Genomic DNA, 22,472 nt, shown 5'->3' with positions numbered 1-22,472 from the left:
TCAAATTCCTTCTTCTGCTGCCAGTAGTCGTTCGAGCGTGGCGTGTTCGTGGTGGACCCGTCTCAGGATATCGGGCCAGTCAGGGCGGTCGTGTAGTGAGGTTTTGGACATGAGGCTGTACAGCACGAAGAACGCCTGGTCATCCGCTTGGGCCAGCTTCTGTTCCCCTGCGACAACAAGCAGCCGCTGCACCTGTTTCAGTCGCTCGCCATGGCAATCGCTGGAAAAGGATTCCGGTGCAACGTGGCCGACTTGCTGAAGCAATTGCTCAGCGCGGGCATCGTGCTGCAAGTCCCGCATCAATGCTTCGTCCAGACGGATCGGGTGGTATTCAGCGATCTCGCGCTGCGACAGTCCGGCGAAACGTTGCCAGCTCGGATCGGTTCTGGCCCACCAGGTGTCAACAGGTCCGAACAGCCATCCGTGCAATGGCAGATCTGAACGCTGATGCAGAAGCGGCAGTGCCGGTGAGATGTAACTGCGAATCAGCAACGAAGCGCCGTTCGCGTCTTGGCATGCCAGTGCGTCGCCAAGATGATTAGCCAAGTGCTGTGCGGGTACCGGGCTGCCCAGCCAGCCGAGCAGGCTGACGTCGAGCAGGTCGTGGAGGGAGACAAGGTCTTCGAACGGGCGGCCACTCATATCCAGGAGCAGCGGCCCGATATCACATAGATGGGCGACCTCCGGCTGCGACATGAGGGGCTAGCGCTTTCCCTCATGCTCAGCCAGGGCTTTGCGTTGATCAGAGTCGAGTAGAGCTTGCTCGATGATCAGGACCAGCGTGTATCCTTCGGCGTAAGCGCGGGTCCAGTCCTGCTCGCTGTGGTTCAGTTCGCTCATGGTTGCTCCCCAGAGAGAACGGCCGCTTGCTCACGAATGGCTTTAAGCAGGCATTCCACGCAAATGCCTGCTGGCGGTGCCAAGCGCGTACTTTTTTGCGCGGTAAGACGGGTCAATAGCGCACCCGCCTTGCCGCTGTCTGCTTGTTGCATCTTTCCCGGCAGGATGGGATGGCTGCCCGAGCCCTCACCCGGCGCACCACCTGAATTCATCTTGACGGTCGCGCCGTTCAGCGTGACACCACTGGGATCAAGCTTTAGAAAGCTGCCGCCGCCTGAGGCGGTGAGTTCCATGCCGGCGTCGATGACGACTTTAGTGCGAGCGTAATAGTGGATCTCGTTACCGGCTTCGACGAACTGCCCGCTGCCGATCTTGACGTGCTGGGTGTTGCCCACGGTCAAGTGGTCGCTGGCTCTGGCTTCGGTCTTGCGGTCGCCGTGATTGGTGCGGTGTTCTTCGGCCTTGAATTCGCTGTAGGCGTTGGCTTCCACCGTATCGTGGCGTTCGTGGCCGGCGCGGATCTTCTGGTCGTGCTGGATGTTCTGGTCCCAGTCGCGCTGGGCGTGAACGTAGATCTGTTCGGCACCCTTTCGATCTTCGATGCGCAGCTCGTTATAGCCATCGCCACCCGGCGAGCTGAGGGTCTTGAAGACGGTGCGTGTCTTGTTGGCTGGCAGTTCGTAGGGCACGACGTGCTCGGCGTGGTACAGGCAGCCGGTCACCAGTGGTTGGTCGGGATCGCCTTCGAGGAAGGTCACCAATACTTCCATGCCGACTCGCGGGATGGCGATGCCGCCGTAGCGATCGCCGGCCCAACTGCTGGAGACGCGCAGCCAGCAACTAGTCTTGTCGTTGGCCTGGCCCTGGCGATCCCATTGGAACTGTACTTTCACGCGACCGTATTGGTCGCAGTGGATTTCTTCGTCGGCAGGGCCGGTGACGATGGCGGTCTGACTGCCCAGGATTTTGGGTTTTGGGTGCTGGAGTGCTGGGCGGTAGACGATGTCCCAGGGCGTGACGGTGAAGCGGTTGCGGTAGCCTTGGTGGAAGTCGGTGTGGTCTTTTCCCTCACCCGTAAGCCGGGCGTCCCAACCCTCTCCTCTGAGGGGAGAGGGTGCTCGATAGTGCGAGCCTGATGAATGAGTGATCGACTCTTCCAACACCTGTGGTTGCTTACCCTGATGGAACACTTCGGTGAGCAGCCAGAGGTCGTTCCACTGTTGGCGCGGATGGTCGGTGAGGGCGAGAAAATGGCCGCACGCCAGGTAAGCGTCGCTGAGGCCTTCGGCCAGTTCGTAATCTGCGCGCAGGCGCTCCAGGTTGCGTTTGGCCAGATGCTTGCCACGGACGCGGGTGGTGAAGCGGCCGGGATAGTCGTAGACCTCCAGCGCCGGCGCGAACTCGCTGCCGTAGCCGGCTTCCATCTGCAGCCTGGGTTGTTCGAAGTCGTAGTCGCGGAAGGTGGCGTGGCTGCTACGGGTTTCCAGGCGCACGCCGAAACGCTTGACGACTGCCCGGTCGGCAACCAGGCCGGAATCCTGCTGGTAGGCCACTGGCGCCAGCTTTGGAAACACCGTCTGATCGTCGCCGAACACCAGGACGTGGCCGGCTTCGCTGTGCTGGAAGTGGAAGCTTATGCCTTCCTCTTCGCATAGCCGCTGAATGAAATGCAGGTCGGATTCGTCGTACTGCACGCAGTAGGCGCGCTCGGGATAAGCGTGGCCAAGCTGAAAGCGGTAGGCATCGGCCTGGATACCGTGGGCTTCCAGCACCTGGGCGATGATCTGCGGCGCGTTGAGGTGCTGGAAAATGCGCTGATCATGGCTGTGACCCAGATAGGCCAGTTGCGGACGAAGATTCAGGGTATAGCGGGTCAGACGCTTGCCGGAGTCACCCTGGCCGATGCTGTGGATCACGCCGTGCACGCCCCTGCCAGCGGGGCCGAAAGCGAGATAGGCGGGCCGGTTGATCAGAGTCTCGAGATCGAGATCGGGACGCTCGCTGACCACTTCGATATCGAAGCGGTAGGGCCGGTTGAGCTTTTCATGGCCTTCGAAACCCAGTACCTGTAGGCCGGTTTCGACGCCGGAAATGGCGAGGGTAATATGCGCTTGATTGGCATCCAGCATGCCTTGGCCTCCATCCTTGAGTCAGGCGAAGGCCGGAGGTTGACCGACGAGGACGCCCGTTTCAACGATGGCAAGGCCGCAGCATGACTCGAATCACGTTTCGGACGGCCCAGGCAGTGCCAGTCGCTCGAATCAGAATACACATCGTGGTACGGGTCAGACGGCGCCCCGCTTCAGCCTGCCCTACCCCAACAACTCGGCAAACTGTTCGGCGGGCACCGGGCGGCTGATCAGGTAGCCCTGGATTTCGTCGCAGCCCTGCTCCTTGAGGAAATCCATCTGCGCCTGGGTTTCCACGCCCTCGGCGACCACCTTCAACTCCAGGCTGTGGACCATCGCGATAATGGCCCGGACGATGGCAGAGTCCTCACTGACCTGATCCAGCTCCGAGATGAACGAGCGGTCGATCTTGACGTAGTTCACCGGGAAACGTTTCAGGTAGCTGAGCGACGAATAGCCGGTACCGAAATCATCGATGGCGAGTTTCACGCCGAGCGCACGCAGTTGATGACTGATGCTGACAGCATTGTCGATGTCGTCGAGCAGCTGGCTCTCGGTCAGCTCTAGTTCCAGCAACTCTGCCGGCAGACCTGTTTCCACCAGTACCTGCCGCACCAGGCTGACAAAATTGCCCTGGCGCAGCTGTTTGACCGAGAGGTTCACAGAAACCCGGATCGTCGCGAGTCCATCCAGCTGCCATTGACGGGCCTGCCGGCAGGCCTCGCGCAGGACGAACTCGCCCACCTGGACGATCAAACCGGTCTCTTCGGCCAGTGGAATGAAGTGACCCGCCGCCATCAGCCCCTGCTGCGGATGACGCCAGCGCACCAGCGCTTCGGCTGCGTCGAGGCGATCTTCCGCTACGTTCAAGCGCGGCTGATAGAAGACTTCCAGCTGCCCCTCTTCGAGTGCCTGGCGCAACTGGTTTTCAAGCTTCAGATTTTCCAGGCTGGTGCTTTGCAAGCGCTCGGTGAAGAACTGCACGGTGTTACCGCCCAGGTGCTTGGCATGTTGCATCGCCATATTGGCCTGCAGCAGCAGGGACGTAGCATCGCGCGCATTGTCGGGCATCAGGCTGACGCCAATGGATGCGCTGATCACCAGCTCCTGATCACCGATCAACACGGGCTTGCTGATGCGCGACAGCAGACGGCTGCCACTATGCGCAAGGTTCGACAGGCTGCCGTAGCCTTCGAGCACCACCATGAACTCGTCGCCAGACAGCCGCGCGATGGTGTCCGCATCGGAAAAGGTATGCGACAGCCGCCGCGACATTTCACGCAGCAGCTGGTCGGCCGCTTCGTGTCCCAGGCTCTGGTTGAGGATTTTGAAACGGTCGAGGTCGATATAAAGCACCGCCAGACCGCGGCTATTGGTGTGCGTCCGCTCGCAGGCATCGTGCAGGCGGGTCTTGAGCAGGCTGCGATTGGCCAGCCCGGTTAGCTCGTCGAAGTGAGTGAGATAGCGCAGACGCTCTTCCACCTGACGCCGAACACTGAGGTCGAATACGAACGCCACGACATTGCTGAGCTTGCCTTCGTTGTCGCGAACCGCATGCAGCTGCGCCCACTGAGGATAAACTTCACCGTTCTTGCGGGTTTCGATCAGCTCACCTTGCCAGCTTCCCTCCCGCTCCAGACATTCTCGAATCGCCGCATACTGCTGCCGACTGTCTTCGGAACTTGCCAGCCGCGCGACGCTACGCCCGATGAGCTCCTCACGCGCGTAACCGGACAACGCACAACAGGCATCGTTGACTGCCAGCAGGCGGAAGTCGGCATCCATGATCGCCATGCCTTCGCCGGCCGCGTCGAACACGGTGGCCGCCAAGCGCTGCTGCTCGGTCTGCCGATGAGCCTCGCTGATATCCCGCCGTGTTCCGATCATCCGCTGCGCACGGCCATGGACATCACGCTTGATGACCCGTCCGCAATCCTCCATCCACAGCCAGCTGCCGTCAGTCTTCACCGCACGATAGCGGGCCGTGTACAGCTCGGTTTCCCCTTTGAGATGGGCGATGATGGCCTTGCGTACTTGCGGCAGATCGTCAGGGTGAACCTTGGGCCGTAGCGGATCGGCCAGCTGTAGCCGGGCGCTCTTGCCGATGCCGAACACCACCTCCATGCGTAGATGGTGGACCTCGTCGTGCTCGAGATCCCAGTCCCACAACCCCAGATCGCTGGCTTCGAGCGCCAGATTCAATCGAGTCTCGCTTTCGCTCAGCTCCGCCGTACGCTCGGCCACGCGCTGTTCGAGCCCGTCGAGAGTGTCACGCAGCAGGCCTTCGGCGTGCCGCCGCTGCTCGATCTCGCCTGCCAGCTCGTTGTTCAGCTGGGTGGCCTCACTGTGCATGAGCTGCAGGCGCGCGATCAGCTGCTGGTTGTGATAGCGCTGGCGCAAGCTCACAGTCAGCAGGCGGTTGGTCTGCCAGGCGATGATGCAGAGCGTCAGCAGCACCACGACCGTCAACACCCCCCAACCACGCTGTTGCGGCTGCTCACCGCTCAACAGCACGAAGGCGGAGGGCACCAGGCTGGGTATGGTGAAGATGAAGAACGCTCGAAGCGATACGCCGCTGGTCACGGCGCCGGTAACGATCACCGACCCGACCGCGCCGTAGAGCATGGTGTGCTGGATGAAACTATCGTCAGGCACCAGCGCCACGATCGCATAGCACAGCGTGAACGCTGTCATACCGCTGCCCAGCAAGAATGTCCGGCGCCAATACAGTCGTTGCTGATCTTGCGCAGCGGCCCTGTCGAATGCGCTCGCCTGCTGCAGCCGCCACAGCGCCAGCAACAGGGTGCAGCCCGACCACAACGTCAATTCTAGTAGCGGGGCCTTGTCCCAAAGCAGGCCGAGGAACACCGCAACGGCAACCAACAACAGCACGAGCGATATCCTGGAGCTCTGATAAAGCAACCGTGTACGCTCGGTTCGCTGCTCGACATCAGCGCAGGCGAGAACGGCCTGCTCGTCCTGGGTCAGTAACGCCGATTGGATTGCCTGTGCGGAATCGATCATCGAGCACTCTTGTTATAGGTGTCTGAAAGGCATTGTTCGCCGCAGCTGATGGTCCGGATGATGGCATGTTGCCGGCCAAAGACAACAGTGCGTTCCGACCAACGAACGAGAACGCCTTTGCATCCTGGGCGTTGCGTCTGGCGCGGCAAACCTGATCCAGTGACGCTCAAGTCAACGCGCCTGTCCGTTGCGCGAGCGAGCCGAACCGGTTTGCGGATAGAATGGCGCCCATGCATGACGATCTCTCTCTCCTCCTGAACTCCCTCAACGACGCCCAGCGCCAGGCCGTGGCCGCGCCGCTAGGTCGTCAATTGGTCCTCGCTGGCGCCGGCTCGGGCAAGACCCGCGTATTGGTGCATCGCATCGCCTGGCTGCACCAGGTCGAGCGCGCCTCGCTGCATTCGATTCTGTCGGTGACCTTCACCAACAAGGCCGCCGCCGAGATGCGCCAGCGTATCGAACAGCTGATGCAGGTCAACCCGCAGGGCATGTGGGTCGGCACCTTCCACGGGCTGGCGCACCGCCTGCTTCGGGCGCATTGGCAGGAAGCCAAGCTGGCGCAGAACTTTCAGATCCTCGACTCCGACGATCAGCAGCGGCTGGTCAAGCGGGTGATCCGCGAACTGGGCCTCGACGAGCAGCGCTGGCCGGCGCGCCAGGCTCAATGGTGGATAAACGGGCAGAAGGATGAAGGCCTGCGCCCGCAGCACATCCAGCCCAGCGGCGACCTGTTTCTGGCAACGATGCTGAGCATCTACCAGGCGTACGAAGAGGCCTGCGCGCGCGCTGGCGTCATCGATTTTTCTGAGCTGCTGCTGCGCGCCCTGGATCTGTGGCGCGATAACCCGGGCCTGCTCGACCACTATCAGCGCCGCTTCCGCCACATTCTGGTGGACGAGTTCCAGGACACTAACGCCGTGCAGTACGCCTGGCTGCGCCTGCTGGCCAAGGGTGGCGAGAGCCTGATGGTGGTGGGCGACGACGACCAGTCTATCTACGGCTGGCGCGGCGCGCGGGTCGAAAACCTGCACCAGTTCAGCGAAGACTTCCAGGACGCCGAAACCATCCGACTGGAGCAGAACTACCGCTCCACCGCTTGCATCCTCAAAGCCGCTAACGCGCTGATCGCCAACAACCAGGGGCGGCTGGGCAAGGAGCTCTGGACCGAAGGCTGTGAAGGCGAGCCGATCAGCCTTTATGCCGCCTTCAACGAACACGACGAAGCGCGCTATGTAGTCGAGAGCATCGAAAGCGCGATCAAGAAAGAAGGGCTGGCGCGCAGCGAGATCGCCATTCTCTATCGCTCCAACGCCCAATCGCGGGTACTGGAAGAAGCCCTGCTGCGCGAGAAGATCCCCTACCGCATCTACGGCGGCCAACGCTTCTTCGAGCGCGCCGAGATCAAGAACGCCATGGCCTACCTGCGCCTGATCCAGACCCGCGATAACGACGCGGCGCTGGAACGGGTGATCAACGTGCCGGCACGCGGCATCGGTGAAAAGACTGTCGAAGCGCTGCGCCAGCTGGCCCGCGCGCAAGGCTTGTCGCTATGGGCGGCGCTGCACCAGGCGGTGGGCACCAAGGTGGTATCGGGCCGAGCGGCCAGCGCACTGAACGGCTTCGTCGAGCTGATCGATACCCTCGCGCTCAAAGTCGAAGGCATGCAGCTGCACAACATGGCGCAGTTGGTCATCGAACAATCCGGTCTGCTCGCCTACCACCGCGACGAAAAGGGCGAAAAGGCCCAGGCGCGGGTGGAAAACCTCGAGGAGCTGGTCTCCGCCGCACGCGCCTTCGATAACTACAGCGAAGAGGAAGAAGACGAGCAGACACCGCTTGCCGCCTTTCTCGACCACGCTTCGCTGGAAGCCGGCGAGCAGCAGGCAGGCGATCACGAGGACAGCGTGCAGTTGATGACACTGCACAGCGCCAAGGGCCTGGAGTTCCCGCTGGTGTTCCTGGTAGGCATGGAAGAAGGGCTGTTTCCGCACAAGATGAGCCTGGAAGAACCTGGCCGTCTCGAAGAAGAACGTCGCCTGGCCTACGTCGGTATCACCCGCGCCATGCAGCAGCTGATTGTCACCTACGCCGAAACCCGACGGCTATATGGCAGCGAGACCTATAACAAAATCTCGCGCTTTATCCGCGAAGTGCCGCCCGCGCTGATCAGCGAGGTGCGCCTGAGCAATACGGTTAGTCGTAGCTTCAACAGCCGGGGCATGGGCGGCGGCTCTCTGTTCGACGGCGCCAACGTGCCGGAAACGCCATTTAATCTTGGCCAACGCGTCTCGCACTCGCTGTTTGGCGAAGGCACCATCCTGAACTTCGAGGGCTCAGGCGCACAAGCTCGCGTTCAGGTGAATTTCGAAAGCGAAGGGAGCAAGTGGTTGATGCTCAGTTATGCCAAACTCCAAGCGCTATGACGTGCACGTCAACCTAATAAAAATTCGTCAAAGGAAAACTCACTCATGAAACGCCGTCACTTGTTTGGTGCCGCCGCTGCCCTGCTTGCAACACTCGGCCTTGCAGGCTGTAACGATGAGAAGAAAGTCGAATCCACCGCTGAGTCGCAACCAGCTACCAGCGAAGCGCCTAAAACCTACAACTGGAAGATGGTCACCGCCTGGCCGAAGAACTATCCAGGCCTGGGCACATCAGCCGAGCGGTTGGCCGAGCGCGTCAATGCCATGAGCAATGGGCGGCTGACCATCAAGGTCTACGCCGCCGGCGAGCTGGTGCCTGCCCTCGAGGTATTCGATGCGGTCTCGCGCGGCACCGCCGAAGTCGGCCACGGCGCCGCCTATTACTGGAAGGGCAAAGTACCTACGGCTCAATTCTTCACCTCGGTACCCTTCGGCCTCTCGACCAGCGAAATGAACGCCTGGCTGACCCGCGGCGGCGGCCAGGCGTTTTGGGACGAAGCGTACGCACCGCACGGCGTCAAGCCGTTCGTCGTGGGTAATACCGGCATGCAGATGGGCGGCTGGTTCAACAAGGAAATCAACTCGCTGCAGGACCTTCAGGGCTTGAAGATCCGTACACCCGGCCTGGGTGGCGAAGTGTTGAGCCGGCTCGGCGCGACCACCGTCAACATGCCCGGCGGCGAAGTCTTCACGGCGCTGCAGACCGGCGCGATCGATGCCACCGACTGGGTCAGCCCTTATAACGATCTCGCTTTCGGCCTGCACAAGGCAGCGAAGTACTACTACTACCCCGGGTGGCAGGAGCCGCAGGCGGTGCTGGAGTTGCTGGTCAATCAGAAAGCGCTCGACAGCCTGCCGGGCGATCTGCGCGCCATTCTCACCGAGGCCGCCGGCGCAGCAAGCCGTGACATGATCGACGACTATGTCTACAACAACGCCCTCGCGCTCGATCAGTTGAAGCAGCAGGGCACCGAACTCAAGCGCTTCCCCGACGAGGTGCTGGCCGCCATGCGCGAGCAGTCCGATGCCGTGCTTGGTGAGCTGGCCGCACAAAGCGAGCTGAACGGCCGTATCTGGGCGTCGATGAAGGCGTTCCAGGCGCAGGTCAAACCCATGCACGAAATATCCGAGAAAGAGCTCTATAACTGGCGCTGAGCCGCTCGCTCGGTTCGTGAAACGGGAATGGTGGGCTGAAGCCCACCGCTGTTCGGATTGGTAAGTTGAAACAGACATAAAAAGAGGCGCGCCGATCAAGGCGGTGCGCCCCTTTAACCAACGCCGAAAAGCAGCAGCACTGCCACTGAACAGTACGCCGCGTACGTGGCCTCGAGGGTGCGCTGCTTGCATTTCTGCTCTTCAGCCGACCAAAAGCGATACCAAAGCGCCATCACTTCCAAAGCAAAAGCCTGAAATCATTTAGCGCTGGCGTTGTTTCGCGGCACTGGGCAGGATGACGCGCGTACTTCCACTAATTAAAAGCGGGAACACTCAATGCAACGTGTGCTTAGCATTTTCATGGCGCTGTGTATCGGTCTGACCCTCAGTCTCGACGTGCACGCCAAGCGCTTCGGCGGCGGCAAGAGCTTTGGTTCGGCGCCCAGCCACCAGACCCGCCAGGCGCAGCCTCAACAACGCAATGACGCAGCCACACAGCAAGCAGGCCGCCAACAACCGGCCGCGGCTAGCGGTGCTTCGCGCTGGCTCGGCCCGCTCGCCGGCCTCGCCGCAGGCGGTCTGCTCGCCTCGATGTTCATGGGCGACGGCTTCGAAGGCATTCAGTTCATGGATATCCTTATCTTCGGCCTGATCGCGTTCCTGCTGTTCCGCTTCCTGGCCGCCCGCCGTCGCCAACAGCAGCCAGCCGTGGCCGGCCATGCGCCGATGCAGCGCGAAATGCCGCAGCAACCGTCCATCTTCGGCGGCAGCAGCGCAACCGTTGCCAACGCACCGGTTATCAACGCGCCGGCCTGGTTCAACGAGCAGAGCTTCGTCGGTGCGGCACGCGAGCATTTCATGTCGCTGCAGCAGCACTGGGACGCCAACGAAATGGACAAGATTTCCGAGTTCGTCACGCCGCAGCTGCTTGAATTCCTCAAGCGTGAGCGTGCCGAGATTGGCGACGCCTACCAGTCGACCTATGTCGATGACCTGCAGATCCAGCTCGACGGCGTGGATGACAATGCCGAGAAGACCACCGCCACGCTGACCTTCACTGGCGTCGCGAAAAACTCGCGCTTCGACCAGGGCGAGCCCTTCAGCGAAAGCTGGCGCATGGAGCGTGCACAGGGCGAGAACCAGCCGTGGCTGGTCGCGGGTATCCGTCAGAACGCCTGATACGCGCAGGCGCCGCCCAGAGTCCGGGCTTAATCGGGCTCAGCAATAACGAACCCCGCTAACTGCGGGGTTTCGTTTTCAAGGCGAATCGTTTTATTGCCGGCTCGTCCTGACCTGTCTCATAAACCACTAGTCAGTATCCAGGGATGCCCTTAAATCAGCTAAAGCTCAGCGAAACGACGTAGGACCCGCCCTCCGAGCGGCGCTGTTTCCTTTAGCAGCATTCTGAACCCGGCTTGCCGGGTTTTTTCGTTTTTGGCAGCGGGAAGCGCGCAGCTCGGCTGAACCCTGTGAGGAATTAAGCGTCTATGCTGCTCGGAAAATACTAAAAAGAATGGAGTCCTGCGTGTCAGGCAACCTCATGACAGGGTTTTACGCCGTCAGCATGACGAGCGCTCCCACCACCCTTCTCGTATCGAGCCACCGATCGGATAATCAGCCATGAGCAGCGTTCGCCTGCCCTCGGTGGACCGTCTGCTGCGTGCGCCTGCTTGCGCACCCCTGCAGCAGCGCTACGGCCGCGAAGCGCTGCTCGGTACGCTACGTGATCTGCTCGATGAGTTACGCGAGCCGGCCCGCCACGGTCAGCTCGCCGCGCTGGAATTGTCAGAGGCCGTGCTTGCCGGGCGCGCCGGGGAGCGCCTCGCCAGCCAGCACCGCAGCCGCGTACGTCGCGTATTCAACCTTACCGGCACGGTGCTGCATACCAACCTCGGCCGCGCGCTGCTTCCCGACGAAGCCATCGAGGCGATCACCCTTGCGGCTCGCTACCCGTTGAATCTCGAATTCGATCTGGCCAGCGGCAAGCGCGGTGATCGCGACGATCTGATCGAGGGGCTGATCCGCGAGCTGACCGGCGCCGAAGCCGTCACCGTGGTCAACAACAATGCCGCCGCCGTACTGCTGGCACTCAACAGCCTCGGCGCACGCAAGGAAGGCATCATCTCCCGTGGCGAACTGATCGAGATCGGCGGCGCCTTCCGCATCCCCGACATCATGGCCAGAGCCGGGGTGAAGCTGCATGAAGTGGGCACCACCAATCGCACCCACGCGCGCGACTACGAAACCGCCATCAGCCCGCGCAGCGGCCTGTTGATGCGCGTACATACCAGCAACTACAGCGTGCAGGGCTTCACTGCAAGCGTCGCCACGGCCGAGCTGGCGTCCATCGCTCACGCATATGGCTTGCCGCTGCTGGAGGACCTGGGCAGCGGTAGCCTAGTCGACCTGTCGCGCTGGGGCCTGCCGAAGGAGCCGACCGTCCAGGAAGCCCTGCGCGACGGCGCCGATATCGTCACCTTCAGTGGCGACAAACTGCTCGGCGGCCCTCAGGCCGGGCTGATCGTAGGCAGCCGCGAGCTGATCAAGAAGATCAAGAAGAACCCTCTCAAACGCGCCCTGCGGGTAGACAAACTGACCCTGGCCGCACTGGAAGCAGTGCTCAATCTCTATCGCGACCCTGATCGCCTGGCCGAACGCCTGACCAGCCTGCGCCTGCTCAGCCGCCCGCAGGAGCAGATCCGTGCACAAGCCGAACGAATTGCGCCGGCAATCGCCACGGCACTCGGCGAAAACTGGCAGGTTGCTGTCCGCGACGCACTGGGCATGATCGGCAGCGGCGCACAGCCGGTGGCACGACTGCCAAGCTCCGCGGTTTGTATCAGCCCGCTGCAACCCAAGCGGCTGCGCGGCCGCAGTCTGCGCCAGCTGGAAGAAGCCTTGCGCTGCCTACCGATTCCGGTCCTTGGCCGGCTCGCCGAAGACGCGCTCTGGCTCGACCTTCGGCAACTGGACGACGAGGCGGCAATGCTGGAACAGCTGCCGCACCTGCAGCGGGAGCTGATGTCATGATCATCGGCACCGCCGGCCACATCGACCATGGCAAGACGGCTTTACTCAAGGCTCTGACCGGGCAAGAGGGCGATCGTCGTCGCGAGGAGCGCCTGCGCGGCATCACCATCGACCTCGGCTACCTGTACGCCTCGCTTGGCGATTCAGAAAACCTCACCGGTTTCATCGACGTACCCGGTCATGAACGCTTCGTGCACAACATGCTGGCTGGTGCTTGCGGCATCGACTGCGTGCTGCTGGTGGTCGCTGCCGATGACGGCGTGATGCCGCAGACACGCGAGCATCTGGCCATCATCGAGTTGCTGGGCATTCGTCGGGCGCTGGTGGCGCTGACCAAGATCGACCGGGTCGACCCGGGACGCATTGACCAAGCGCGCCAGGAAGTCGAAGCGCTGCTACAGGCCGGTCCGCTGGCCGGCGCGCCGATCTTCGCGGTGTCCAGTATCAGCGGCGAAGGGATCGATGCGCTCCGTTCGGCGCTGATCGAGCAGGCCGCAGATGTACGCTCGGGTTGCGGCAACGGCTATTTCCGCCTGGCCATCGACAGAGCCTTTAGTGTCGTCGGTGCCGGCGTCGTCGTGACCGGCACGGCATTCGCGGGCCGGGTGCGCGTGGGGGACGAACTGACCCTGAGCCCAGCCGGACGAACCGTTCGGGTACGCGGACTGCACGCGCAGAACCAGGCGTCCGACGAGGCCCATGCGGGTCAGCGGGTCGCCTTGAACCTTGCCGGCGAACGCCTCGCGACAGAGCAAATCAGCCGGGGCGACTGGCTGCTGAAACCCGAGCTACAGGCCGCAACCCAGCGCATCGATATCGAATTCACCTTGTTGCCCAGCGAAGTTCGCGAACTGCGCCACTGGACGCCGGTACACATTCACCTTGGTGCGCAGGACGTCACCGGCCGGATCGCCCTGTTGGAAGGCGAATACCTGGCGCCCGGAGGCCGCGTGCATGCGCAGCTGTTGCTAAATGCGCCGACTCATGCGGTGCACGGCGATCGAGTGATACTGCGCGACCAGTCCGCACAGCGGACTCTGGGTGGCGGGCGAGTACTCGACCCCTTCGCTCCGCCGCGCAACCGGCACCGCCAGGCGCGCCTGGCGGTGTTGCGCGCGCTGGACGGCGAAACACTGGAACACATCCTGCCAGGGCTGCTGCCTAGCGCGATCAACGGCCTGGAGCCGGCGTTGCTGGAACGGCAGTTCAACCGTCCGCGACACACCTGGAAGCTGCCGGACGAAGCCCTGGAAATCACCACACGGCTTGGCCCGCGCCTGTTCGACCGCGACACCTGGGATTACCTCGGCCAGAGCCTTGTGGCGGCATTGCAGCGCTTCCATGAAGCCCAACCGGACGAGCTGGGCCCGGATCGCGACCGCCTGCGCCGCTACGCGCTGCCTCAGCTGGAGCGACCGATTTATCTTGCGCTGTTGGAACAAACGCTGGCAGCCGGACAGATCGAAGCCAGCGGTCCTTGGCTGCACCTGCCTGGACACCGCGTCCGACTGAGCGACGAGGAAGAAGCGCTGAAAGTCCGGCTATGGCCGCTGCTGGAATCCGCCCGTTTCGATCCACCCTGGGTCCGCGATCTGGCCGGCGAACTGGGCATCGAGGAGGACAAGGTTCGTCATCTGTTGCGCAAGCTGTCCCGCATAGGAATGCTGCAACAGGTCGTCAAAGACCTGTTCTACACCGACTCCACCATCCGCCAGCTGGCCAATCGGGTGGTGGATATGGAACGGCAACACGGCGTGATCCGCGCCGCCGCGTTCCGCGACCAGATTCAGCTCGGCCGCAAGCGCAGCATCCAGCTGCTCGAGCATTTCGACCGTATCGGCCTCACCCGGCGCTTCGGCAACGAACGCAAGGTGCGACCCGACAGCGCCTTGGCCTCGGAGGCTGAGGTCGGGTAGGCTGCAGCACGTCCAGATTCAGTCCCGTTCGGGCACGTCTCTGGAAGGCAATCGCACCCGGTGGTGCGGCCGGGCTTCAAACCCGGTTGGGGGCGGCAGCCGTTCCCGGGTGGGTTCGACTCCCACTGCCTTCCGCCATTATCCGCTTCGCTCAATTCGCCCTATTCACGGGCGGCTTTATGCGAGCAGGCCTGCAGAGGCACCTATCGTCGAGCTTGGCTGGTCGACGGTTCGCCCTGAGCCACTTGCCTATCTGACCGATAGCTAAAAACTATCCATAGCCCACTGCAAACTCGAATTGTTGGTCTAGCCTTTTCAGCACGTGTGGAAAAGGAGAACGAGCATGTTGGCAACATTGCTTCCAGCATTACGAGACCTGGATCTACCGTTGCGCCTGCGGCTATGGGACGGCAACGAAATCGACATCGGTCCCGCACCGAGCGTGACGCTGGAGATCAAGGATCCCAATCTAATCGCGCAGCTGGCTCATCCCAGCCTCGCCCTGCTGGGCGGTGCTTACGTCGAGGGCAAGATCGATCTGCACGGCCCGCTTGAAGAGGTAATCCGCATCGGCGATGAAATCACCCGCGCTCTGGGTGGCGATGCCACCGTCCTGCCGACCCGCGAATCGCATGACAAGACCACCGATGCCGAGGCCATTGCCTATCACTACGACCTGTCCAACGACTTCTATCAGCTCTGGCTGGATCAGGAGATGGTCTATTCATGCGCCTATTTCGAGACCGGAACGGAAGACCTCGACCAGGCCCAGCAGGCCAAGCTGCGCCATCTGTGCCGCAAGCTGCGGCTGAAGCCCGGTGACCGCCTGCTGGACGTCGGCTGTGGCTGGGGCGGGCTGGCGCGCTTTGCGGCGCGGGAGTTTGGCGCAGAAGTGCTCGGTATCACCCTCAGCCGCGAGCAGCTCAAGCTCGGGCGCGAGAGTGTCGCCGCGGAAGGACTGGAGGGCCAAGTGCAGCTGGAGCTAATGGACTACCGCGATCTGCCCAAGAACGGCCAGTTCGACAAGGTGGTCAGTGTCGGCATGTTCGAGCATGTCGGCCACGCCAACCTACCGCTGTACTGCCAGCAGCTGTCGGAAGTGGTGCGCCCCGGTGGCCTGGTGATGAACCATGGCATCACTTCGCGGCACATCGATGGGCGACCGGTGGGGCATGGCGCCGGCGAGTTCATCGACCGTTACGTGTTCCCCCACGGCGAGCTGCCGCATCTGGTGAAGATCGGCGCCTGCATCAGCGAATCAGGGCTGGAAATCGTTGACGTGGAGAGCCTGCGCCTGCATTACGCGCGCACGCTGGATTTCTGGAGCCAGCGCCTGGAAGCGAATCTGGCCGAGGCCCGGCAGATGATTCCCGAGCGTGCGTTGCGCATCTGGCGTGTCTATCTCGCCGGCTGCGCCTATGGTTTCCGTCGCAACTGGATCAATCTGCACCAGATTCTGGCGAGCAAGCCGCTGCCGGATGGCTCCCATGAGGTGCCCTGGTCGCGGGCCGATCTGTACCGATAGCGCCAGACACTTGCCTGGCGCGTACGCGATCAATGGCTCATCAGCGTATCGGTGGTTTCAGGCTTATCGTGGGTGCCGAAGCGATCGACGATGGTCGCGCTGGCTTCGTTCAGGCCCAGCACCTCGACCGTAGCGCCCTCGCGGCGGAACTTGAGCACCACTTTGTCCAGCGCCGAGACGGCGGTGATATCCCAGAAATGCGCGTGGCTGAGGTCGATGATGACCCTGGCGAGGGCCTCCTTGCAGTCGAAGGCCGTGGTGAATTTCTCAGAGGAACTGAAGAACACCTGTCCGACCACACGGTAGGTCCGCTGCCCGCCTTCGGCATCCAGTTCCGAGTCGATATGCAAGTAGTGGCCGACCTTGTTGGCGAAGAACATCGCCGCCAGCAGCACGCCGGCCAGCACGCCATAGGCCAGGTTGTGTGTGAAGACCACCACTGCCACGGTCACCACCATGACGATGTTGGTGGAAAGCGGATAGCGCCTGAGGTTGCGGACGGAATCCCAGCGGAAGGTGCCGATGGAGACCATGATCATCACCGCTACCAGCGCCGCCATCGGAATCTGCCGTACCCAGTCGCTGAGGAACACCACCAGCAGTAGCAGCACCCCACCGGCGATCAGCGTCGACAGGCGCGTGCGGCCGCCGGATTTCACGTTGATCACTGACTGGCCGATCATCGCGCAACCGGCCATCCCGCCAAACAGGCCGGAGAAGATATTGGCCACGCCCTGGCCTTTGCATTCACGGTTCTTGTCGCTGCCGGTGTCGGTCATTTCATCGACGATGGTCGCGGTCATCAGCGATTCCAGCAGGCCGACCACCGCCAGAGCGGCGGAGTACGGGAAGATGATCTGCAAGGTTTCGAAGGTCAGCGGCACCTCCGGCCAGAGGAAGATCGGCAGCGTATCGGGCAGCTCGCCCATGTCGCCGACGGTACGGATGTCCAGGCCGAAATAGATGGCCACCGCAGTCATCGAGAGGATGCACACCAGCGGCGAGGGGATCACCCGGCCGATCTTCGGCACGTACGGAAACAGGTAGATGATGCCCAGCCCCGCCGCCGTCATGGCATAGACGTGCCAGGTGACATTGGTCAGTTCCGGCAGCTGCGCCATGAAGATCAGGATCGCCAGCGCATTGACGAAGCCGGTCACCACCGAGCGTGAAACGAAGCGCATCAGCGAGCCCAGGCGCAGGTAGCCGGCGACGATCTGTAGCACGCCGCAGAGCAGCGTCGCCGCCAGCAGATACTGCAGACCGTGCTCGCGCACCAGGGTCACCATCAGCAGCGCCATGGCACCGGTGGCGGCGGATATCATCGCCGGCCGGCCGCCGACGAAGGCGATCACCACGGCGATGCAGAAGGACGCGTAGAGGCCGACCCGTGGGTCGACCCCGGCGATGATGGAAAAGGCGATGGCCTCGGGAATCAGCGCCAAGGCCACCACGAGGCCCGAAAGCGCGTCGCCACGAATGTTGCTGAACCAGTTTTGCTTGATCGAGTGGAGCATTGGCTATCCAGGGGAAAAAGCGGCAGCTGCAGACCCGACGCGATGCGCCGGCTGACAGAGCCGTTCCAGTTTCGAATGTAGGGCGAACCGCGCTAATCGAAGCGCGGGGAATGCAGATTTATCGCGCCGAGCTGCTGCTCAGGCGGAGGGTCGCTGCAAGGGCGGCGAAGGATAGCGGATCACGCCGCAACCGGCGATGGCCGCCTGATGGCCTGCATCGCTAGCGCCAGAAATCATCCAGATTGGCGAAGCCCCAGGTAACCGGGTCTTCACGGCTGACGATGCGGTCTTCACCGTGGCGGCGCGACAGGTCTAGTTCCTCCGGGGCGATGGGCATCTTCGTTCTGGTCGAATAGAACAGGCGCAGCACCGGCTCCGTCAGCTTGCCGGGGTTCTGGTCGACGACCACGCCCAGCCGACCGGATTCCAGCCGGACCAGCGTACCGAGCGGGTAGATGCCCACCGATTTGACGAACGCGTGAAACACGCCGGTATCGAAATGCCCCTTCCACTGCGCCATTCGCGAGAGCGAACTGGCGGCATCCCAGGCCTCCTTGTAGGGGCGCCTGGAGGTGATCGCATCGTATACATCGCACACCGCGCCCATGCGCGCGAACAGGCTGATCTGTTCACCCTTCAGCCCGTGCGGGTAACCACTGCCATCGACCTTTTCATGATGGTGCAGGCACACGTCCAGCACCGCCTCGGGCATCGTGCCGCTGTGCACGAGCATCGCGTGGCCACGCTCGGGATGAGCGCGCATGATGTCGAACTCGGCATCGGTCAGCTTGCCGGGTTTATTGAGCACCTGCGCTGGCATCGCCATCTTGCCGACGTCGTGCAGCAGCCCAGCCAGGCCAGCTTCGCGAGTGAGGCTTTCATTCAGTCCAAGCTGGCGAGCAAGCGACACCATCAAAGCGCAGACGCTGACCGAGTGCATGTAGGTGTATTCGTCACGGTCCTTCAGCCTGGCCAGACCGATCAGCGCAGAGGCATTGCGCGCGAGGGATTCACTGATTTCCTCGACCACCGGCAGACACGCCTGCGTGTCCACGGCATTGCCCAGACGCGCTTCGTTGAACAGCGAAGCCACCGCTTGCTTCGAGCGGTTGAGCACGCGAGAGGCGCGCTGCATTTCATCGCGGGCGCTGCAGGTTGCGGCCCGCGCGGGTAGCTCCTCGATAGGGGCCTCGACGGCGGGATGGGGTTCGGTTGTCGCGGCAGCTGCATCGGCGATATCTACACCTTGCTCGGTATCGATCCAGACAGCCGGCACCCCGCTACTGCGCAGCGCTTGCAGATCCGCCGGATCGCTGAGCACGAAGCGGGTTCGCCAGAACGGATGCGAAAACCAGCTCCCGTCGATGGCCTGAATGTACATGCCGAACCGGAGCTGGTTTGTGGAGATTTTCCTGAGCACTCAATACCTCTGCAGGGATAACCGCAGTGGCAATCATAACCATCGACGCCGCCCGGTTATGCGCGGCTAACGGCAAAACGGACCATCGGCAGTGATTGGCAATGCGCCGCTCTGGCTTAACATAGCCGTTCTTACAAAAAGAGCCGCTCATGTCCGCCCTCGCCAACCGCTACCGTGTCGTCCTGATCGTGCTGCTGATCTTCGCCGGCCTGCTGCTGAGCATGTACTGGGCCGGGCGGCTCGCCGAACAGCGCGCCTGGGCCGAACGTAGTCAGGAAGCCCGCGAGCAGCTGGAGCTCTATGCCCAGACGATCCATACCCAGGTCGAGCGCTTCCGCTCGGTGCCGGCCCTGCTGGCGCTGGACAGCGACATCCGCAGCCTGCTGGCCAATCCCGATGACCGGCAACTGCGCGCCCGCCTCAATCGGCGCCTGGAGCAGCAGAACCTGGCCGCCGGCTCGTCGGTGCTCTATCTGATCGACCGTAACGGCGACACCCTGGCCGCGAGCAATTGGCGTGAATGGAGCAGCTTCGTCGGCTACAACTACAGCTTTCGCCCCTACTTTCGCGATGCGCTGACCCAGGACAACGGCCGTTATTTTGCGGTGGGCGTGACCACCGGAATTCCCGGCTATTTCCTTTCCAGCTCGGTGAAGAACGCCTCTGGCGAAGTGCTCGGCGTGCTGGTGGTCAAGCTGGAGCTGGAAGATATGCAGCGCGAATGGGTCGGCCAGTCTGGCATTCTCTTGATCACCGACTCGCTCGACATTGTCATCCTCAGCAACCGTCCGGCCTGGCGCTTCCGCTACCTGCAGCCGCTCAGCGACGAGGTACGCGACCGTCTGGTCACAGCACGCCGCTACGCCGAACAGAACCTGCGGCCACTGCACAGCAAGCCCCTGCAACGCATCGACAAGGATAGCGAACGTCGCCAGGTCGACGGACCGGACGGTCGCCACAGCTATTTCTGGCAGCGCCTACCGCTGCCCGAGGAAGACTGGACGCTGCACCTGCTACACGAGCCGCAACAGGTTGCCGCGAGCGTCCGCAGCTATCGCCTGGCCGCCGCGGGCGTGTGGATGACGCTGGCCTTCCTGCTGCTCTACCTGGCCCAGCGGCGCAAGACGCGCCGGGTCGAACAGCGCAGCCGCAACGAGCTGGAACGGCTGGTGGAAGCCCGCACCCGCGAACTGCAGACCGCACAGGACGGCCTCGTCCATGCCGCCCGGATGGCCGCCCTGGGACAGATGTCCGCCGCCCTCGCCCATGAAATCAACCAACCCTTGACCGCCCTGCGCATGCAGCTGGCCAGCCAGCGGCTGCTGCTCGACAGCGGCAAAAGCGAGGCGGTTCGCGAAGGCCTTGGGCAGGTCGAAGGGCTAATCGAGCGCATGGCAGCGCTGACCAGCCACCTGAAGACCTTCGCCCGCAAGAATCCCGCCGGGCTGCCGCAGCGCGTACGTTTGGACGAGGTGCTGGAACAGGCCCTGCAGCTGCTCGGCCCGCGCATTCGCGGCGAAGACGTCGAGGTGATGCGCCAGGTGCCGGCCGATGCTTGGGTCAACGGCGATGCGATCCGTCTGGAGCAGGTATTGATCAACCTGCTCAACAATGCGCTGGATGCCATGCAGGGCAGCGCCGCTCGGCAGTTGCGCATCGACTGCCGCCGCGACGCGAACGAATGGCGGCTGGGTGTCGCCGACAGCGGTGGCGGCATCGCCAGCAAACATCTGGATCAGGTATTCGAGCCCTTCTTCACCACCAAGCCGGTCGGCCAAGGGCTTGGGCTGGGACTGGCGGTTTCCTACGGTATCGTGCGTGCCCTGGGCGGCAGCCTCACTGTACGCAATGACGCCGGAGGGGCGGTATTCGAGATTCGGCTGCCGGCAGCCGAAGAGCACGTCGCCGAGTAGACTGGCGCCAGGCAAAGGAGCGAAACATGAGCGGTCAGGTCATCTTCATCGACGACGAAGCGGCGATCCGCCAGGCAGTCCAGCAATGGCTGGAGTTGTCCGGCTTCAGCGTGCGCACCTGCGCTAGCGCGCGCGAAGCGCTGGGCCTGCTCGACCGCGATTTTCCCGGCGTGCTGATCAGCGATGTGCGCATGCCGGACCTGGACGGCCTCGGCCTGCTGGAAAAGCTGGTCGCGATGGACCCGGAGCTGCCGGTGATCATGGTCACCGGCCATGGCGACGTGCCGATGGCGGTGCAGGCGCTGCGCCAGGGCGCCTATGATTTCATCGAAAAACCCTTCACGCCTGAGCGTCTGCTGGACAGCGTGCGCCGCGCCCAGGACAAACGCCGGCTGGTCTGCGAAAACCGCCAGCTGCGTGAGCAGTTCACTCGTAAGGGCCGTATCGAATCGATGCTGCTGGGCGTATCCCGCGCCGTGGATAACCTGCGCCGCCAGGTACTGGAACTGGCCGGCACCGACGTCAACGTGCTGATCCGCGGCGACACCGGCAGCGGCAAGGAACAGGTGGCGCGCTGCCTTCACGACTTCAGCCCGCGCGCGCGCCATCCGTTCGTGGCGCTGAACTGCGCGGCCATCCCCGAAAGCATCTTCGAGAGCGAGCTGTTCGGCCATGAAAGCGGCGCCTTCACCGGCGCCCAGGGCAAGCGCATCGGTCGCATCGAGCATGCCCACGGCGGCACCCTGTTCCTCGATGAAATCGAAAGCATGCCGCTGGCCCAGCAGGTCAAGCTATTGCGCGTGCTGCAGGAAAGGACCCTGGAACGGCTGGGCTCCAACCGCAGCATCGAAGTCGATCTGCGAGTGATCAGCGCGGCCAAGCCGGACCTGCTGGAAGAAGTGCGCGGCGGACGTTTCCGCGAAGACTTGCTGTATCGGCTGAACGTTGCCGAGTTGCATATCCCGCCGCTGCGCGAGCGTCGTGAAGACATTCCGCTGCTGTTCGACCACTTCGTCACCCAGGCCGCCCAGCGCCATGGCCGCAAGCCCCTGCCGGTCGGCCCCGCCGAACTGGCGCAGCTGCTGAGCCACGACTGGCCAGGCAACGTCCGTGAACTGATCAACGCCGCCGAACGCCACGCCCTGGGCCTGACCCCGCCGCCGCCCAGCGGCCCGAGCACCGGCACCTCGCTGGCCGAGCAGATGGAAGCCTTCGAGGCGCAATGCCTGCACAACGCCCTGCAGCAGTGCAAAGGCAACATCAGCGAAGTCATGACCCTGCTGCAGCTACCGCGCCGCACCCTCAACGAAAAGATGCAGCGCCATGGTTTGAGCCGTGGCGATTATTTGCCGGCAGGTAGCAGCGACAATTAATCATGTCGTGGCACGCACGGTTTCGAGCCTGCTTAGTAAGGCGTCTGATCGAGGCAGCAAGTCGAGGGCCGGGCCAGGCGGCGCTCCAACTCAGCCAGCCAGAGCTCGGCGCAATTTGTAGGGTGGGCTTCAGCCCACCAGAGTTCAGCGCCGGCCGCATAGGCCAGGCGAGGCGTCACCAGCGGTGCCAGCAGATGGTGGGCTGAA

Annotated in this window: 14 protein-coding genes and 1 tRNA gene; 9 read left to right on the top strand and 6 right to left on the bottom strand. The window is 62.8% G+C overall.

Annotation, left to right across the window (positions count from 1 at the left end):
• The 4 genes from NA647_RS17880 to NA647_RS17865 all read right to left on the bottom strand — a co-directional run bounded on the left by NA647_RS17880 (window position 1) and on the right by NA647_RS17865 (window position 5,993).
• Window positions 1-696 carry a DUF4123 domain-containing protein gene (locus NA647_RS17880; protein WP_256058902.1) on the bottom strand — a complete coding sequence of 232 codons (696 nt, stop codon included), beginning with the start codon at window positions 694-696 and terminating at the stop codon, window positions 1-3.
• A gap of 6 nt (window positions 697-702) precedes the next feature.
• Entirely contained in the window at window positions 703-840 is a 138-nt protein-coding gene (locus NA647_RS17875) for a hypothetical protein (RefSeq protein WP_256058901.1), read from the bottom strand.
• A complete protein-coding gene (locus NA647_RS17870) occupies window positions 837-2,969 on the bottom strand; it encodes a type VI secretion system tip protein VgrG (RefSeq protein WP_256058900.1) in 2,133 nt (710 codons plus the stop codon). The genes NA647_RS17875 and NA647_RS17870 overlap by 4 nt, the downstream gene beginning before the upstream one ends.
• Before the next feature lie 183 nt (window positions 2,970-3,152).
• Entirely contained in the window at window positions 3,153-5,993 is a 2,841-nt protein-coding gene (locus NA647_RS17865) for a putative bifunctional diguanylate cyclase/phosphodiesterase (protein ID WP_256058899.1), read from the bottom strand.
• A 230-nt stretch (window positions 5,994-6,223) separates the two neighbouring features.
• Between NA647_RS17865 and uvrD the strand changes: the two genes are divergently transcribed.
• The 7 genes from uvrD to cfaB all read left to right on the top strand — a co-directional run bounded on the left by uvrD (window position 6,224) and on the right by cfaB (window position 16,042).
• Window positions 6,224-8,416 carry a DNA helicase II gene (gene uvrD, locus NA647_RS17860; RefSeq protein ID WP_256058898.1) on the top strand — a complete coding sequence of 731 codons (2,193 nt, stop codon included), beginning with the start codon at window positions 6,224-6,226 and terminating at the stop codon, window positions 8,414-8,416.
• 45 nt (window positions 8,417-8,461) lie between these two features.
• Window positions 8,462-9,571, top strand: a complete 1,110-nt coding sequence (locus NA647_RS17855) for a TRAP transporter substrate-binding protein (protein ID WP_256058897.1) — start codon at window positions 8,462-8,464, stop codon at window positions 9,569-9,571.
• Window positions 9,572-9,907: 336 nt separating this feature from the next.
• Window positions 9,908-10,750: a Tim44 domain-containing protein gene (locus NA647_RS17850; RefSeq protein ID WP_256058896.1), complete on the top strand. Its 843-nt coding sequence runs from the start codon at window positions 9,908-9,910 to the stop codon at window positions 10,748-10,750.
• A 441-nt stretch (window positions 10,751-11,191) separates the two neighbouring features.
• Window positions 11,192-12,601 carry an L-seryl-tRNA(Sec) selenium transferase gene (gene selA, locus NA647_RS17845; protein ID WP_256058895.1) on the top strand — a complete coding sequence of 470 codons (1,410 nt, stop codon included), beginning with the start codon at window positions 11,192-11,194 and terminating at the stop codon, window positions 12,599-12,601.
• Window positions 12,598-14,517, top strand: coding sequence for a selenocysteine-specific translation elongation factor (selB, locus tag NA647_RS17840; protein ID WP_256058894.1), 1,920 nt, complete (start codon window positions 12,598-12,600; stop codon window positions 14,515-14,517). The genes selA and selB overlap by 4 nt, the downstream gene beginning before the upstream one ends.
• 42 nt (window positions 14,518-14,559) lie before the next feature.
• Window positions 14,560-14,655 (top strand) — tRNA-Sec (locus NA647_RS17835).
• A 205-nt stretch (window positions 14,656-14,860) separates the two neighbouring features.
• Complete coding sequence (gene cfaB / locus NA647_RS17830) at window positions 14,861-16,042, top strand: C17 cyclopropane fatty acid synthase CfaB (RefSeq protein ID WP_256058893.1); 1,182 nt, start codon at window positions 14,861-14,863, stop codon at window positions 16,040-16,042.
• Window positions 16,043-16,071: 29 nt separating this feature from the next.
• Here the strand turns inward: cfaB and NA647_RS17825 are convergent, their stop codons facing one another.
• Together NA647_RS17825 and NA647_RS17820 are read right to left on the bottom strand one after the other, a co-directional pair.
• Window positions 16,072-17,559, bottom strand: coding sequence for a SulP family inorganic anion transporter (locus tag NA647_RS17825; RefSeq protein WP_256058892.1), 1,488 nt, complete (start codon window positions 17,557-17,559; stop codon window positions 16,072-16,074).
• Between the two features lie 220 nt (window positions 17,560-17,779).
• Entirely contained in the window at window positions 17,780-18,979 is a 1,200-nt protein-coding gene (locus NA647_RS17820; protein ID WP_256058891.1) for an HD-GYP domain-containing protein, read from the bottom strand.
• A gap of 149 nt (window positions 18,980-19,128) precedes the next feature.
• On the opposite strand from NA647_RS17820, the gene NA647_RS17815 reads away from it, so the two are divergent.
• Together NA647_RS17815 and NA647_RS17810 are read left to right on the top strand one after the other, a co-directional pair.
• On the top strand, window positions 19,129-20,892 hold the full coding sequence (locus tag NA647_RS17815; RefSeq protein ID WP_256058890.1) for a sensor histidine kinase: 1,764 nt from the start codon (window positions 19,129-19,131) through the stop codon (window positions 20,890-20,892).
• Between the two features lie 26 nt (window positions 20,893-20,918).
• A complete protein-coding gene (locus NA647_RS17810) occupies window positions 20,919-22,265 on the top strand; it encodes a sigma-54-dependent transcriptional regulator (RefSeq protein ID WP_256058889.1) in 1,347 nt (448 codons plus the stop codon).
• The last annotated feature ends 207 nt before the right edge of the window (window positions 22,266-22,472 follow it).

This window comes from Stutzerimonas stutzeri, assembly GCF_024448985.1.
Taxonomy (GTDB): Bacteria; Pseudomonadota; Gammaproteobacteria; order Pseudomonadales; family Pseudomonadaceae; genus Stutzerimonas; species Stutzerimonas stutzeri_AP.
The sequence above is the reverse complement of the archived record's forward strand: the minus strand, read 5'-3'. Positions and strand labels throughout refer to the sequence as shown.